The 14,352-nt window shown below is 60.9% G+C and carries 12 protein-coding genes; 9 read left to right on the top strand and 3 right to left on the bottom strand.

The genetic code is table 11. The features are described 5' to 3' along the window. The first annotated feature begins 1,024 nt into the window (after window positions 1–1,024). Window positions 1,025–4,432, top strand: a complete 3,408-nt coding sequence (locus AC1DLV_RS13400) for a putative Ig domain-containing protein (protein ID WP_476800083.1) — start codon at window positions 1,025–1,027, stop codon at window positions 4,430–4,432. Window positions 4,433–4,507: 75 nt separating this feature from the next. Here the strand turns inward: AC1DLV_RS13400 and AC1DLV_RS13395 are convergent, their stop codons facing one another. From AC1DLV_RS13395 to AC1DLV_RS13385, 3 genes are all read right to left on the bottom strand, one after another. Then, window positions 4,508–5,086, bottom strand: coding sequence for a helix-turn-helix domain-containing protein (locus AC1DLV_RS13395; protein WP_476800038.1), 579 nt, complete (start codon window positions 5,084–5,086; stop codon window positions 4,508–4,510). 106 nt (window positions 5,087–5,192) lie between these two features. Then, window positions 5,193–6,605 carry a purine-cytosine permease family protein gene (locus AC1DLV_RS13390; RefSeq protein WP_476800037.1) on the bottom strand — a complete coding sequence of 471 codons (1,413 nt, stop codon included), beginning with the start codon at window positions 6,603–6,605 and terminating at the stop codon, window positions 5,193–5,195. Then, window positions 6,605–6,790, bottom strand: a complete 186-nt coding sequence (locus AC1DLV_RS13385; protein ID WP_476800036.1) for a hypothetical protein — start codon at window positions 6,788–6,790, stop codon at window positions 6,605–6,607. Before AC1DLV_RS13385 ends, AC1DLV_RS13390 begins: the two co-directional genes overlap by 1 nt. Before the next feature lie 715 nt (window positions 6,791–7,505). Here AC1DLV_RS13385 and AC1DLV_RS13380 point away from each other — a divergent pair. The 8 genes from AC1DLV_RS13380 to AC1DLV_RS13345 all read left to right on the top strand — a co-directional run bounded on the left by AC1DLV_RS13380 (window position 7,506) and on the right by AC1DLV_RS13345 (window position 14,170). Continuing rightward, complete coding sequence (locus AC1DLV_RS13380; protein ID WP_476785019.1) at window positions 7,506–8,210, top strand: TetR/AcrR family transcriptional regulator; 705 nt, start codon at window positions 7,506–7,508, stop codon at window positions 8,208–8,210. A 2-nt stretch (window positions 8,211–8,212) separates the two neighbouring features. Then, the gene (hypB, locus tag AC1DLV_RS13375; protein ID WP_476800035.1) at window positions 8,213–9,202 is read left to right on the top strand and encodes a hydrogenase nickel incorporation protein HypB; all 990 of its coding nucleotides are present in this window, start codon (window positions 8,213–8,215) and stop codon (window positions 9,200–9,202) included. 9 nt (window positions 9,203–9,211) lie between these two features. Next, window positions 9,212–9,601 carry a hydrogenase maturation nickel metallochaperone HypA gene (gene hypA, locus AC1DLV_RS13370; protein ID WP_476785018.1) on the top strand — a complete coding sequence of 130 codons (390 nt, stop codon included), beginning with the start codon at window positions 9,212–9,214 and terminating at the stop codon, window positions 9,599–9,601. A gap of 21 nt (window positions 9,602–9,622) precedes the next feature. After that, complete coding sequence (locus tag AC1DLV_RS13365; RefSeq protein ID WP_214390604.1) at window positions 9,623–10,696, top strand: agmatinase family protein; 1,074 nt, start codon at window positions 9,623–9,625, stop codon at window positions 10,694–10,696. A gap of 25 nt (window positions 10,697–10,721) precedes the next feature. After that, window positions 10,722–11,768, top strand: coding sequence for an arginase family protein (locus AC1DLV_RS13360; protein ID WP_476800034.1), 1,047 nt, complete (start codon window positions 10,722–10,724; stop codon window positions 11,766–11,768). A 50-nt stretch (window positions 11,769–11,818) separates the two neighbouring features. Then, complete coding sequence (locus tag AC1DLV_RS13355) at window positions 11,819–12,436, top strand: HupE/UreJ family protein (RefSeq protein ID WP_476800033.1); 618 nt, start codon at window positions 11,819–11,821, stop codon at window positions 12,434–12,436. Between the two features lie 201 nt (window positions 12,437–12,637). Then, window positions 12,638–13,771 (top strand): aminomethyl transferase family protein, encoded by a 1,134-nt coding sequence (locus AC1DLV_RS13350; protein ID WP_476800032.1) that lies wholly within the window; start codon window positions 12,638–12,640, stop codon window positions 13,769–13,771. 189 nt (window positions 13,772–13,960) lie between these two features. Beyond that, window positions 13,961–14,170, top strand: a complete 210-nt coding sequence (locus AC1DLV_RS13345) for a cold-shock protein (protein WP_476785013.1) — start codon at window positions 13,961–13,963, stop codon at window positions 14,168–14,170. The last annotated feature ends 182 nt before the right edge of the window (window positions 14,171–14,352 follow it).

Here is a 14,352-nt window from a genome sequence, read left to right as displayed (position 1 = left end):
TAAGAAGTGATTATCGATAGTGAAGTTGGCGATTTTTGTTGCCCGTTGTGTCTAAAGGTAAGCGCGAAATCGCTTTGGTTCGTTTTGATCTGTTAAGGTTAATCAATGCCTTATGATATTTGCAGCTGAGCACCGACAAGCGGTCACGGGCGCGCCAGAACGCGCCTCGGCTTGTCGGGCCGCCAACAAGTCTGCCCCTGCCGCCAAAGATGGGTGGCTCCTTGCGCAGAGGCTGACCGCTTCGGGATCATCGATCCGTTCGATCCTGAAGTGCAAACCAGATCCGCTGGATAGCGCGCCAACGCTAGTTGGCAGGGCTTGGCGGTCGGTACCGGGCAGATGTCAGGCCCGATCGAAAATGAAGGTGCGTGCTGCGATGCGAGTTTGCCATCACGACTGGTACCTGGGCTCCCTCAGCTTGACCCTGACGTTGAGGCAACGAGGTAGTGCGCGGGCGGCCTGGCGAAGCCCGCGATGGCGGTCACGCGCGTCATTTGGACAGCAACAAATGGCATCGGCGCCAGCGTTGCGCCTTCCTTGAAACAAGTCGAAATTCAAGCGGATGGACCCAGTTGAGGCACACAACTGCGGATCTCTCCGTGGTCGCGGGGGAGCAGGGTAGGGGGAATTGCAACCACGCATTGATTGCGGATTCAGTAACTTAACCTCCATGGCGTTCTCGGCTTCCCCAAGTGGAGGTAAGGAAGCGGTTCGGGTGAACTGCCGGTACTAGCCTTGGGTCTCCTCGGCTGGCTGCCGAGGGGGAAATTTCGTGAATACAGCTTTTGGTGGACTTCGGTCCGCGTGCCGTGGTTTGGCGCGCGCGGCAAATACTCTCGTTCTGCTATCTGCAATCATTACCCTCGGCTCGGTCTGGCAGGCCCACGCGGCGCCATCGGCGGGTTGCGCTGCGATTAATGCGACCTGGGGCGGCGGCGTCACGCTGAACAATCGCCAGGAGCTGTGGAACCAGCTCCGTTACACGGCTCCCGCTCCCAGCACAGGCGACTACTCCGGCTTGAGGATGCTCGCTGGTGAAAAGATCAACTATACGGTTGCCACTTCCGGTGCGACCAAGCCTGAGGAGTCGGGTAACTACGCGGGCTTCGCAATCTACAAGAACAACGGGGACGGGCCCGGAGGCGTCCCTCTTCAGAGCTTTGCCACACTGGACAATGAGCTGAGCCTGAACGGCACGTACACTATCGATGTCGACGACACCGGCTTTGTCGTCTACGCGTGGAGCGGTTCCGAAAGCGGCACTCTCGAAGCCACCGTAACCTGTACGGCTGCGCCTGCTGCTGCTCCCACTATCACTGCGGTTTCGCCGCCTTCCGGTGATGTTGCCGGCGGCACTTCCGTCACGATTACCGGCACCAATTTTACCGATGCCACGGCGGTGTCGTTTGGCGGCACCAATGCGAGTTCGTACACTGTCAACAGCGCGACTTCGATCACTGCCACCACTCCCGCGCATGCTTTCGGGAACGTCGATGTTGTTGTCCTGACCCCTTTGGGATCGGCCACGTTGTCAGCTGCATTTGCCTACCTTGCACCGCCGTCCATCACGTTTACCCCCGGCTCCGGCGCGCTGGCGGCGGCAACGATCAACATCCCGTATAGCCAGGCCATTGGTGCCACGGGCGGCACCGCGCCATACAGCTACGCCATAACCACCGGCTCGCTGCCTGCGGGGCTGACGCTTAACGCCGGCACGATTTCCGGCACGCCGACCGCCGGCGGCACCGTAAATTTCACGATCACCGCAACCGACGCCAATTCCGCAACCGGCCAGGCCAGCTATTCGATCGCAGTGGGAGGCGTTCAGGCCCCGACCGCAGGAGCAGTTTCTGCGACGGTTGCAGCCAACTCCTCGGCCAATCCTATCACCTTGAACCTTAGCGGCGGTTCAGCGGCATCAGTTGCCATTGCCTCGGGCGCTGCCCATGGCACCGCCACGGCGTCAGGCACGTCGATCACCTACACTCCGACACCAGGTTATTCCGGCTCCGACAGCTTCACGTACACCGCCACCAATACCTCCGGCATCTCCGCGCCGGCGACCGTGACCGTCACCGTGTCGGCTCCGGCACTCGCCCTTTCGCCAGCAGCAGGCGCCCTAACTGGTGGAACCATGGGTGTAGCCTATGTTCAGACGATCACCGCCTCAGGTGGCACCGCGCCCTATAGCTATGCGATCGCCAGCGGCGCCTTGGCGCCCGGTCTGTCGTTCAACACATCGACAGGGGTGATCTCCGGCACGCCGACGGCAAGCGGCTTTGCCAACCTCACCATCACCGCAACCGACGACCGTGGCGCGATCGTATCGAGTGCCTATTCCCTCACCATCGGCGGTCAGGCGCCGGTCGCCGGCGCTGTGAGCGTGACGGTTGCAGCCAACTCCTCGGCCAATCCTATCACCTTGAGCCTTGGCGGCGGTTCAGCGGCATCAGTTGCCATTGCCTCGGGCGCTGCCTATGGCACCGCCACGGCGTCAGGTATGTCGATCACCTACACTCCGACACCAGGTTATTCCGGGTCAGACAGCTTCACTTACACAGCCACCAACGTCTCCGGCACCTCCACACCGGCGACCGTGACCATCACCGTATCTGCACCGACCCTCACGGTCTCGCCAGCGAGCCTGCCCAATGGATCCACCGGAACGGCCTATGGCCAGACGATCGCCGCCTTAGGCGGCACCGCACCTTACCGTTACGAGATCACTTCGGGCGCGCTTCCGGCCGGCTTGACGCTCAATGCCTCGACCGGTGTCCTTGCCGGCACGCCGACGGCAAGCGGAACTGCCAACGTCACCGTCACCGCGACCGACGTCCATGGCGCATCCGGAGCGGTCGCATATGCGATCGCTGTGGCGGCATCACCGGCCACCTTCGTTTTCTCGCCCGCCGGCGGCGCATTGGTCGAGGCCATGGCTGGTGAGGAGTACACCAGCAAGATCACCGCCACCGGCGGTACCGGCGCGCTGATCTACAGTGTTGTCAATGGAACGCTTCCTGGCGGACTGGTGCTGAATGTCTCGACAGGCGCTCTCTCTGGCCCGCTGCAGGCGGCTACCGAGGGCGACTACAACTTCTCCATTGGCGTGCGCGATGCAAACGGCGCGACGGGATCGGAAGCTTTCAACCTGAAGGTCAAGGCGCGTGCGGTTGCCGTTCCCGACCAGGTCGTCAACGTTCCACCCGGGTCGGATCCGCTCGACGTCTATCTCAATAGCGGCGCGACCGGAGGTCCGTTCACCGACGCCGAGGCGACCTTCGTCGAGCCGGCCAATGCAGGCACAGTCAACATCATTCGCGGCCAGGTCGCCCAAGCGTCTGCGTTCGCGCCACCTGTCGGCTGGTATCTCAGTTTCAAGCCGAACCGGGGCTATTCGGGTCGGGTGCGCGTCGGTTTCCGCCTGACGAGCGCATTGGGATCCAATACCGGCACGATCACCTACAATCTCGGCTACGATGCAGCCGATGTGGCCGAAAACGTCGATGCGCGGGTGCGCGGCTTCGTTGAGTCACGCCAAGGCATGATCGCTTCGACGATCGCGATCCCGGACCTGATGGAACGCCGCCGCATGGAGACGGCAGGCGCGCCGGTCACAGCCCAGATGTCGCCGTCAAAGAGCGGCCTGACACTTGGCCTTGCCTCATCGCTGGCGCAACTGGGCGCTGCGTCCTCGCCGTTCAACCTCTGGATCGACGGCGCCCTGGTGGCGCACAAGCGCGACGACAATGCCGGCAACTGGGGCAGCTTCGGCATGGTTTCGCTCGGCGCGGACTATCTGCTATCCGAAAAGGCCTTGATCGGTGTTTCCCTGCACTATGACCGCATGTCCGATCCTACCGACGAAGACGCATTGCTGACCGGCAATGGTTGGCTGGTTGGCCCCTATGCTTCGTTCGAGCTCGGCAAGGGCGTATTCTGGAACACCAGCCTGCTCTATGGCGGGTCGTCCAACGACATCGACACGCAGTTCTGGGACGGGACGTTCAACACCCAGCGCTGGATGTTTGACAGCTCGCTCAAGGGCCAGATGCAGATCGACGACATCACCGTGCTGACGCCGCGGCTGCGGGCCGTGTATTTCTCCGAGGAAGTCGACGCCTATGCCGTCCGCAACGATCTCGGAGACGAGATTGAGATCGACGGCTTCAACCAGGAACAGCTGCGCCTCAGCCTTGGTGCCGAGATAACCCGGACCTTCGCGCTGGCGAACGGCTCGACCTTGATGCCAAAGCTCGGCCTCACCGCAGGCTACTCTGCGATGGACGGGGGCGGCCTGTTCAGCACGGTCTCGACCGGGCTGTCGCTGCAGACGGTCAACGACTGGGCCATCGATGCCGATCTGCTGTTCAACATCGAGGGCGCAGGCCAGAGGTCGGTGGGCGCGAAGCTGGGCGTCAGCAAAGGGTTCTGACAAAGGCAGCCGCCGCATGCCTCATGCATGCGGCGACGCCGGCGCGAGGCATGTCCATTTGGCGGCCGTCGCGTGTCATCTGTGACGACAGGACGTGATCGACAAACAGCGGACGGGCAGCTCGATGATTGCGTCTGGACCATGCAGTGTGTCGGCATCGAAGAACAAACTGTCCCCCGGCGTCATCCGGTGGAGGCTGCAGCCATGGCGGTAGATGATTTCGCCTTGGAGCATGTACAGGAACACCATGCCTTGGTGGCTGGCTGACGGAAAGATGTCCGTCTCATGCGTAAGGGTGATCATACAGGGCTCGACAACAAATCCAGTGGCGTCGACGCCGGTGTGGCCGAGGCGTTTTTGCTGCTGGCTGGCGGACGCGGTACCGCCATGTGCTCCCGCTCTGACGAAGATTGCAGTTCGTTCGGCTTCGAAGCGGCTCACCAGCCACGTAATGGGCACAGCCAAGCCGCGCGATATCGCCTGCAATGTAGTGAGCGAGGGCGAGATGCCGCCGTTCTCGATCTTCGACAGCATGCCTACCGACAGGTTCGTTGCCGCTGCCAGGTCACTCACCTTCATGCCGTGTCGCGTTCGAAAGGCGCGAACCTCGCGACCAATTGCATTGTGCAGCAATGGTTCTCTGGCTTTTTTCACGGCTATTGCAGCCTGATGGCGCTGAAGGATCAGGTGCGGTGGGGCCGCACCACTTGGGACAAATTCGGGTGATCCGTTGCCTTGATCGGATCACCCGAAGTCGAGGTCAGTATCCGCCGAGCCTTGCCGGCATCACAAAGGACTTGGTCAGAATGTAGTGCAAGAGCGCTGCTATCAGGCAGGCGGGAACAGATGCGCTGACCCAGATGAATGGCCCATGCGCGGCAAGCGACTGTGGATCAAACAAGGCGTAGTAGACGAGGCCACCACCTGCCAGCGCCAAGAACGATGCCGGATTGATGCCGCGCCAAAAGGCATAGTCGGAATCAGCGCCGTCGTTGAAGACGTCGCACTGCTTGATCCGGCCTCGGCGCAGGATCAGGTAATCCACCGCGGTAACGCCCGAAAGCGGAGCAAATCCAAGTGCGGTCCAGGCGAGGAACTTGAAGAAGTTGTCGTAGATCTGGCCCGGAAAGAAGGCGATGACGATCACCGGCACAAACAGCGCCCCGGTCAGCAATCCCCATGGCAGTGCTTCGAAGTAGCGTCCGCCAGCCTGTCGCATGGCTAGGCACATGCCGTAGAAGATGCTGACGATGGCGGTGATGTTTGCCAGTCCGACAAACAGCAGTGCCGTCACCCCGATGAAAGCTCCGCCGAGCGGGATCATCCAGGCGGTCGGGTCGTGCGACCCAAGGCTAAGCGCTGCAAACAACCCGACCAATTCACCGAGCACGGCAGCAGCGAAGATGCCGATCAGGTTGGGCCAGAGCGCTGCGCGCGGTGTGCGCGTGAAGCGCGAGATGTTGCCCAGCACCGGCCACCAGCCAAAACCGGCGGCGAGGTTGAATTCGACCGCGATCATGAAGTTGAGCCGGTGGTCGTCAAACGGTGCAAGAGGAGCGGCACTGCTGATGTCGCTCCAGCTCTTGTGGCTGAAGATCAGAAACAGGATGCTGAAGCACAAGATGAGCTTGCCTGGGCCGACAAAGCGGTTGAGCCATTTGACGGCGGTCGGGCCTTTCCACAGCAGCAGCCAAGAGATTGTAATCGCCAGGATGGCGAAGAGTGTCACGCCGAGATCGTTTTCGCCGATATGGGTGCCGCCGACCTGGTTCATGACGCCGCTGATGGCGCGCCCGAACATGATCGACAAGACCGCCGACCAGCCGACGCCGTATATGGCAAGGAAAAACCCGACGAGGATCAAAATGCCGGTCGGCCCGAAGACGCTGCGCATCAAGGTGAATTGCTCGATGCCGAATTTGCCGGTCGAGATGCAGACGCTGACGGCCATGATCGACACGCCGATGACGTTGCCGATGATGATCGCATAGATGCCGTCGCGAGCGCCGACAACCAGGGCCGTGCTGCCGCCGAGCAGGAATGCCCAGGTGGCGATGGCGAGGCCGATATTGATCCAGGAATGATCGAGGAAGCCGATCTCGCGTTCCTCTTTCAGCACGGGAAGCGTGCCGAAGGCGGCGCTTGCGCCGGTGAATTTGGGTGGGGGGGCCATCAGTTGCCCCCGGCCCACATGGCAATCGCAACGACGAGAATAAAGGACGTGACGGCAAACCAGATGCCGATGTCGCGGCCGGAAATATCGGTTCGCGCCGGGTCCTCATAGCTTGGGTCCGCAATGATGGTCAGTCGTCTGTCCAGTTCCCGACGCATTTCATTGTCGGTTGAAGTGACGGTCATTTCATCCTCCTCCAAAGATTAAATGAGTACCGATGTCGTGGCGCTGAAGAAGCTTCAACGTTTCGGCTCGGGGCAGGCTTGTGTGTCTGGCGGGGCAGGGACCTCGCAGCGCCCGTTCAAACGAGGCCGACCTCGTTTGTTTACGTCCATTTGATTTCGGGGAAGCTGGCAAGCGGGGTTCTCCTATCTGAACGACCCCAGGTTCCGGCAGACTTTTGGATGCGTGGCGCGCCTCTCATCTCCTCATTCGAGGCAAACTTCCATCGGTTCGTTACGTTGCGGCAGTTTGATTTCGCTGTCAAACATTTTTCCTGACAGTGCTGTAAAAATATTAGTAGGAGCGCACATAAGGGCTTCGGCCAAGGAAAATGCAAGCTGCAAAGGGAAAAGCGAATGCCGCGTGCGTCAACACGATTCAATGCAACTAGCATAGTTATTTCAATAGTTTATGAGATATCAGCTGTGGCTAAATTTATCTCAAATGGGATAATGGCATACGCGCATTGGTGACTCCGCCTTCGCCCGAAAGCGCAAAAACTGCCCGAAACGGGTGTTGACACCAATGTCAAAGCTACGTAGCGTCAAGGTCGAAAGAGCCATCAACGACCCCAGTGCCCTCGACATCTGAGGCAGCGGTTTGGCTGTCTCTCAGGTGCTGTACCGACGCTGTCGGCGTCGAGCCTTTCCGGCAATGCCCAAAGTCAGGAAATCATCCATGGAATCCGCCGCTCTCATCCATCTTGAAGATCGCGTGAAATCGGTCAAACGGGCCAAGACCCGCTTTTTCCGCAATCCGGGTGTTCGGGCGGAGTCCTTGCTGGAGGCGGCGCTGGAGTGCTTCGCCGAGGAAGACTACGAGAGCGTCACGATCCCGCTTATCGCCAAGAAGTTGGGTGTCGCTCACTCGCTCATTTATTATTACTTCAAGAACAAGGACTCGCTGTATCAGTCTTCCGTTCTTCATGCGCTTGACCGGCTGATGACCAACTATGGCGAGGTCGTCGCAAGACATGAAAGCCCGGCCGAATTGCTGAGCGCTTACCTGGACCTCAATGTCGAGATGTCGGAGACGCTGCGCAGCCTCGTGCGCATCATGTTCGTCAACGCCGGTGGCGCCAAGGACGCGGGCCCCAAGTTCATCGATAGCTTCGTCGAGGATTTCTATGAGTCCGAAAAGAGGGTTCTCGCCGATTGCATCCGCCAGGGCGTCGAGGTCGGCATGTTCGCTTGCCCGGACCCCGATGAGATGGCGGCATTCATCTCGCGCAACATCGACGGCATCTACTTCGGCAGCTTCATGCCGCACGGCGCGCCGATCCCGGCTGCGATGCGTTACCTCAAGGAGGTGGTCTGGGGGCTGCTGCACTATGCCGGCGACCCCTCCGCCAAAAGCCCTTCCACAATCAAGAACGGGAGATAGCCATGTGCCAGGTATGCGGCTGCGGGCCTGAGAACATTCGAATTGATGGCAAAGGCGATGCTGGGGGCGATCACGACCACCCGCATACCCATCACCACCATGACGGCGGCCACCACCATGGCGAAGGCCATCATCACCACGATCATGCGGACGGGCATCACCATCATCACGACCATGACCACCCTCATCATCACGCGGACGAAAAGGGTGTGCGCCACAGCGACCTGCATTTCGGCAAGGATGCCGCCAAGACCCATGTGCCGGGCATGAGCCAGAAACGGCTGGTGCAGATCGAGCAGGAGATCCTGGCCAAGAACGGCATGTTCGCCGACGATGTGCGCGACGAACTCTGCGCCCATGGCGTGCTTGCGCTCAACCTGATTGCCAGCCCCGGAGCGGGCAAGACGACGTTGCTGGTCGAGACATTGCAGCGGCTCAAGGGAAGCTTCCCGACCTGGGTGATCGAAGGCGATCAGGAGACGACGAACGACGCCGACCGAATTCGTGCGACCGATACCCAGGCCGTGCAGATCAACACCGGCAAGGGCTGTCATCTCGACGCCGACATGATCCAGCGGGCGCTTGCATCGCTTTCGCTGAAGCAGGGTGGCGTGCTGTTCATCGAAAATGTCGGCAACCTGGCGTGCCCGGCCGGTTTCGATCTCGGCGAGGCCCACAAGGTGGTGATCTTGTCGGTGACCGAAGGCGACGACAAGCCGGTCAAATATCCCGAGGCCTTCGCTGCTGCCGATCTTCTGGTCATCTCGAAGTCGGACCTAGCGCCTTATTGCGATTTCGACATCGCGGCTTGCGTTGGCCGTGCCCGTGAAATCAACCCGACAATCGAAACCATCGTCATTTCTGCCCGCGACGGCACAGGCATGACGGACTGGCTGGACTGGATCGTCCGCGCTCGCCAGCAGCAATTGCAAGACCTCGCGCGAGAGCTGCAGGCGCGGGTCGAATCCATCCGCAACACGTTGCACGCGTGAGGTGGCGCCATGCACGAACTCACGATCGCCTCAAGCCTGATCGATCTCGCCAGCGATCACGCCTCGCGTAATGGCCGGGCCCGCGTCACCGGTATGCATGTGCGTCTCGGCGTCATGTGCGGCATCGCCCGCTCGCTTTATTTCTGCTTCGGCCCGGCGACGCGCGGCACGCTTTGCGAAGGCGCCAAGCTGCACATCGAAGAAGTGCCGCTGACCATATTCTGCGAACACTGCGCCGAGGCGCGTTCGCCGCTCTCTCTTTCCAATCTTCGCTGCCCCGACTGCGGGAGGCCTTCACGCAAGGTGCTGTCGGGGCGCGAGATGGAACTGACCCACATCGAGCTTGAGGAAGAAGCTCCATTTCCGGCGTTGGCCCCGGTTGGGCAAACACTTCAGTAGTTATCTGTTGGGAGGAACAGCATGCTTGATCGAAAAGCAGACATAGCCAAGTGGCAGTTCACGCCACATCAACATCGTGGCCCCGCCGAGCAGTTCGGCGAGAACGATCACATCTACTCTCCGAAGCTGCACAACGGCTCGTTCAAATCCAGGGGGCTCGCCACCTTCATGGGCGCGCCCTATTGCCCGCCGGATCGTCACAAGATCCGCGAAATGGGCGCGAAAATCTGTTTCCTGGCGGTGCCGTGGGATCAGGGCCAGATCGTGCGCGCCGGTGCCTCGCAAGGTGCCTCGGGTCTGCGTGAAGCCACGACGCAATATTTCCCCTACATGTTCGAATATGACGTCGACCTGCTGAGTTATTTCCGCATCGTCGACTGCGGCGATGTGCCGACAGTGCCCGGCAACAACATCAAGTCGCAGGAATACACCACCGACTACGTCACCGAATGCCTCGAGGGTGGTGCCAAGGTGATCCTGTTTGGTGGCGACCATTCCTTGCCGATCCCCGGCGCCAAGGCGCTGTCGCGTTTCACCGGCGCCGGCAAGATGGGCTATCTGCATGTCGACAGCCATCTCGACGCCGGACCCGACTGGGCCGGCAATCTGATCACCAACTGTTCGGGGGCTCCGCGCGCGCTCGACCTGCCCAATTGCAACGCCCGGAACATGGCGCATATGGGCTCGCGCAACGGCCTCAATCCCAAGGATTGGTGGGATTTTTACGTCGACAACGAAATCCGTGTCGTCACCATGCCCGAGATGATCGAGCGCGGGCTTGAAGTGTGCGCCAACGAGATCTTCGAACGGGTGAAGAAGGACGCCGACACGCTCTACTTCACCTGGGATACGGACTCGATCGACATGAGCTGCATGCCCGGCTCGACCTCGCCGGAATGCTATGGCCTCAAGGGGCGGGAAGCGATCCAATTCGCGCGGATAGCCGGCCGGCATGGCTGCGACATTCTCGATGTCGTCGAGCTCTGCCCCTACTTCGACTCCAGCCAGATCAGCGCCAAGATGACGGTCAACATGATCTACCACTATCTCGGCTCACGCGCCCAGACCCTGCGCCAGCAGGGCAAGCAACCGTAAGAATTCTTGAGGAGGAGATACAGTCATGAACCCAGCAAAATCCTATGCCCATCTGTTCTCGCCACTTGGCGGCGATGCCGGCGACAACTACCGCGCGCCTGGCCTGATCACGTTCCTGCGTTCGGCGCATGTGCCGCTGAACGCCGAAGCGCTGAGAGCCTGCGGCGCCAAATATGCCTTTGTTGGCGTGCCGTTCGATGAGGGCAATGTCGGCAAGCCCGGATCGGAGGACGGCCCGCGCGAATTCCGCCTCGTCTCGCAGGAGTACTTCTCCTACTGGTTCGAATACAATGTCGACCTGCATGGGGCGGCTGTCGATTGCGGCGACGTTTCGATGCCGAAGGTCAGCCCCGAAGTGGCGCATGAGCGCATCTATCGTGCGGTCCGCGAAGTGCTGAAATCCGGGCTGACGCCGATCATCTGCGGTGGTGACCGCTCGATCTCGATCGCTGCGGCGCGCGCGCTTTCCGACCATATCGGGGCGCAAAAGAAGATGGGCTACATGCATTTCAGCGCCCAGCTCGACATGGCCGACAGCTGGGCCGGCGAGCGCAACCTCGCCCCTTGCGCCATGGCCCGCATCACCGAGCTGCCCAATCTCGACATCCAGAATGTCGCGCATCTTGGGGCTCGCAACGCCATGAACCCGAAGGACCATATCGACCTGTCGAAGGAGAGGGGGCTTCAGTTCGACTCGATGTTCGACCTGTTCGACGGCGGCATCTACCCGCTTGTCGAGCGTTCGATCGAGCGGGTCTGGGGCGACACCGACGCGCAATATCTGAGCTTCAATTTCAACGTCATGGATTCGTCGGCTGCACCCGGCGTCACCTCGACGGAGCCCGGCGGCATCGAGTCGCGCGAGATGATGCGCATCGCCGACATGATCGCCAAGCGCGGCAGTGTCAGTGTCATCGACCTCACCGAGCTTTGCCCGATCTTCGACATCAGCGGCACGGCGGCTCGCCTGGCTGCGTGTGTCATCATGCGGTTGATGGCCTCGTTGGCGGCACAAAATGGCGACGTCATCGACGCCAATCTGCGCCGCACCGATCTGGTCGCCGCCGAGTAACAGACAACCACTTGGACAAGGCCGGCCGCGGCCGGCCACAGGAGTTGATGGTGAACACGACAACGAACACGAAGAAGATGACGCGGTTCGCTGCAGCGGTTGCTGTTGCTTATGCCGCCTCGACGATGCCGAGCTATGCGCATTTTTTGCCCGAGGCCGGTGGCCTCGGAGCCGGACTGTCCCACCCGCTGTCAGGGCTTGACCATATCCTCGCCATGGCAGGGGTGGGCATCTGGGCCGGACAAAATGCCGACAACGAGCCGGTGTTCCGCTGGCTGCCGCTCGGCTTCGTCGTCGGCATGATCGCCGGTGCGGTGTTTGGCATGAGTGGGCTTTCGCTTCCCTTCGTCGAGCTGGGCATTGCCGGGTCGGTGGTGCTGCTGGGCGCGATCGTTGCGCTGGGCAGCCGGGTGCCATTCGGTGCGGCCTTTGGGATGACGGCTGCGTTTGGCGGCCTGCATGGTTTTGCCCATGGCCAGGAATTGCCGATCGCCAGCAATGCCTTCCTGTACGGGCTGGGCTTCGTCGCCTCGACAGTGGTCCTGCATGCGATGGGCTTTTCACTTGCAACCATTGTCGCGCGCCAATCCTGGCGCACAGCGCTCAAGATGGGCGGTGGTGGCATCGCCGCTGCAGGCGTCGTCCTGGCAGCCGGCCTGGCCGGCTGATCGGCGGAGTCGGGTGATCAGCGGAGCCGCTGCGCTCCGCGTGGCCTGAGCGTTGGAGGGCGCTCAGGCCGATCGCCTGCCCAAACTCCTTAAAATCTGTCGCGGGTCCTGCTCAGGAGGAGCGACGAACGAAAGACGTTCCTGGTGCGCTGTGACCCGCGCCGGCACGAAACCTGTTTGCCAAAATGACCGGAGGATACAATGACTTTGAGCTGGCGCTTCACCGCCCTCGGCGACCGCCACCGCGCACTGGGTTCCAATCTCGAGGATTGGAGCGGCATGGGCACTGCCTGGACGTACGACGCCGACCCGTTCGACCAGCATGTCGCGATCCGCACCAAGGCCGGGCTGATGGACGTGTCGGGCCTGCGCAAGACGCACCTGATCGGACCTCACGCGATCGCCATCCTGGAATACATCACGACCCGCAGCATGGCCAAGATCCTGCCGGGCCGTTCGGTCTACGCAACCATGCTCAACGAGCGTGGCCATCTCACCGATGATTGCGTGATCTATCGCAATGGGCCCAATTCCTGGATGCTGGTCTCCGGCACCGGCACCGCGCATGAAGAAATCGTCAAGCAGGCGGCCGGGCGTAATTGTGCCGTGCTGTTCGACGACGATCTGCACGACCTGTCGCTGCAAGGACCGGTCGCCGTCGACTTCCTCGCCAGGCATGTGCCCGGCATCCGCGACCTCAACTATTTCCACCACGTCCACACCACGCTGTTTGGAGCGCCGGTGACGATCTCGCGCACGGGCTATACCGGTGAGCGCGGCTATGAAATCTTCGTGCGTGGCCAGGACGCGCGTCTTGTCTGGGACACGATCCTTTCCGAAGGCAAGGAGATGGGTATCATCCCGTGCAGCTTCAGCACGCTCGACCTGCTGCGCGTCGAGAGCTATTTGCTGTTTTACCCCTATGACAATTCCCAGATGTATCCGATCCCGGGCCAGCCCGTCGGCGACAGCCTGTGGGAGCTTGGGCTCGATTTCACGGTTTCGCCTGGCAAGACCGGCTTCCGCGGTGCCGAGGAGCATTATCGCCAGAAGGGCCAGGAGCGCTTCAAGATCTTCGGCATGCTGATCGAGGGCGACAAGATGGCCGATCTCGGCGACGAGGTCTGGGCGGACGGCAACAAGGTTGGCGTCATCACTTGCCCGTCCTATTCGAAGCTGACCAAACGCTCGATGGCAATTGCTCGTCTCGACGTGCCTTATGCCAAGCAAGGCGTGAAGTTGGAGGTGCGGGGCAGGTCGCTGAGAGCCAACGCGATCGCCCACACGTTGACCTTCGATGATCCCGAAAAGAAGAAGCGGACGGCAAAGGGCTGACATCCGGCACGGAAGCGGCTTGAGTGTCCTCCGCCGGCATCGCGGGGGAAACCGGCACAACGAAAGCGGCATCGATGCTGGCCGATGGGCTGTCATCTTTTTGCTGCGTCTTTCTCAAAATCCTGATACGAACCGAACCGGCCTCACTTTCGGGCCATGCACATTGCTAGAGTTACAAGGAATAAGCATATGGCGACTGGAACCGTGAAGTGGTTCAACAGCACTAAGGGATTTGGGTTCATTCAGCCGGATGATGGTGGTCAGGACGTTTTCGTTCACATCTCCGCTGTTGAACGCGCTGGACTCTCGACCCTCGCTGATGGCCAGAAGGTCAATTTCGAGATCGAGCAGGACCGCCGCACCGGCAAGTCCTCTGCTGGCAATCTCAGCAAAGCCTGATTTTTCTCGCGCACCCTGGCAGCCGGAGGCGCGCGGCATAGTCTCGACTGTACTGACGGCCGCTCCAATGAGCGCGCGAGAAACATGGTTGATCCGGAGACCTGGGCAGCAAACTGCCGCAGGTTTTTAGACATGATCATTTCAGATCAGCCCATTTGGCGACGAAAAGGCGGGGGCAAACT

Source organism: Aminobacter sp. 01T433 (assembly GCF_056398585.1).
This window is presented reverse-complemented; position numbering and strand designations above follow the sequence as displayed.

What these genes read in the sequence shown, in the direction of transcription:
- AC1DLV_RS13390 (WP_476800037.1), bottom strand. Translation starts at nt 6,605, where the DNA reads ATGGCCCCCCCACCCAAATTCACCGGCGCAAGCGCCGCCTTCGGCACG.
- AC1DLV_RS13380 (WP_476785019.1), top strand. Translation starts at nt 7,506, where the DNA reads ATGGAATCCGCCGCTCTCATCCATCTTGAAGATCGCGTGAAATCGGTC.
- AC1DLV_RS13385 (WP_476800036.1), bottom strand. Translation starts at nt 6,790, where the DNA reads ATGACCGTCACTTCAACCGACAATGAAATGCGTCGGGAACTGGACAGA.
- AC1DLV_RS13365 (WP_214390604.1), top strand. Translation starts at nt 9,623, where the DNA reads ATGCTTGATCGAAAAGCAGACATAGCCAAGTGGCAGTTCACGCCACAT.
- AC1DLV_RS13400 (WP_476800083.1), top strand. Translation starts at nt 1,025, where the DNA reads ATGCTCGCTGGTGAAAAGATCAACTATACGGTTGCCACTTCCGGTGCG.
- hypB (WP_476800035.1), top strand. Translation starts at nt 8,213, where the DNA reads ATGTGCCAGGTATGCGGCTGCGGGCCTGAGAACATTCGAATTGATGGC.
- AC1DLV_RS13360 (WP_476800034.1), top strand. Translation starts at nt 10,722, where the DNA reads ATGAACCCAGCAAAATCCTATGCCCATCTGTTCTCGCCACTTGGCGGC.
- AC1DLV_RS13345 (WP_476785013.1), top strand. Translation starts at nt 13,961, where the DNA reads ATGGCGACTGGAACCGTGAAGTGGTTCAACAGCACTAAGGGATTTGGG.
- hypA (WP_476785018.1), top strand. Translation starts at nt 9,212, where the DNA reads ATGCACGAACTCACGATCGCCTCAAGCCTGATCGATCTCGCCAGCGAT.
- AC1DLV_RS13350 (WP_476800032.1), top strand. Translation starts at nt 12,638, where the DNA reads ATGACTTTGAGCTGGCGCTTCACCGCCCTCGGCGACCGCCACCGCGCA.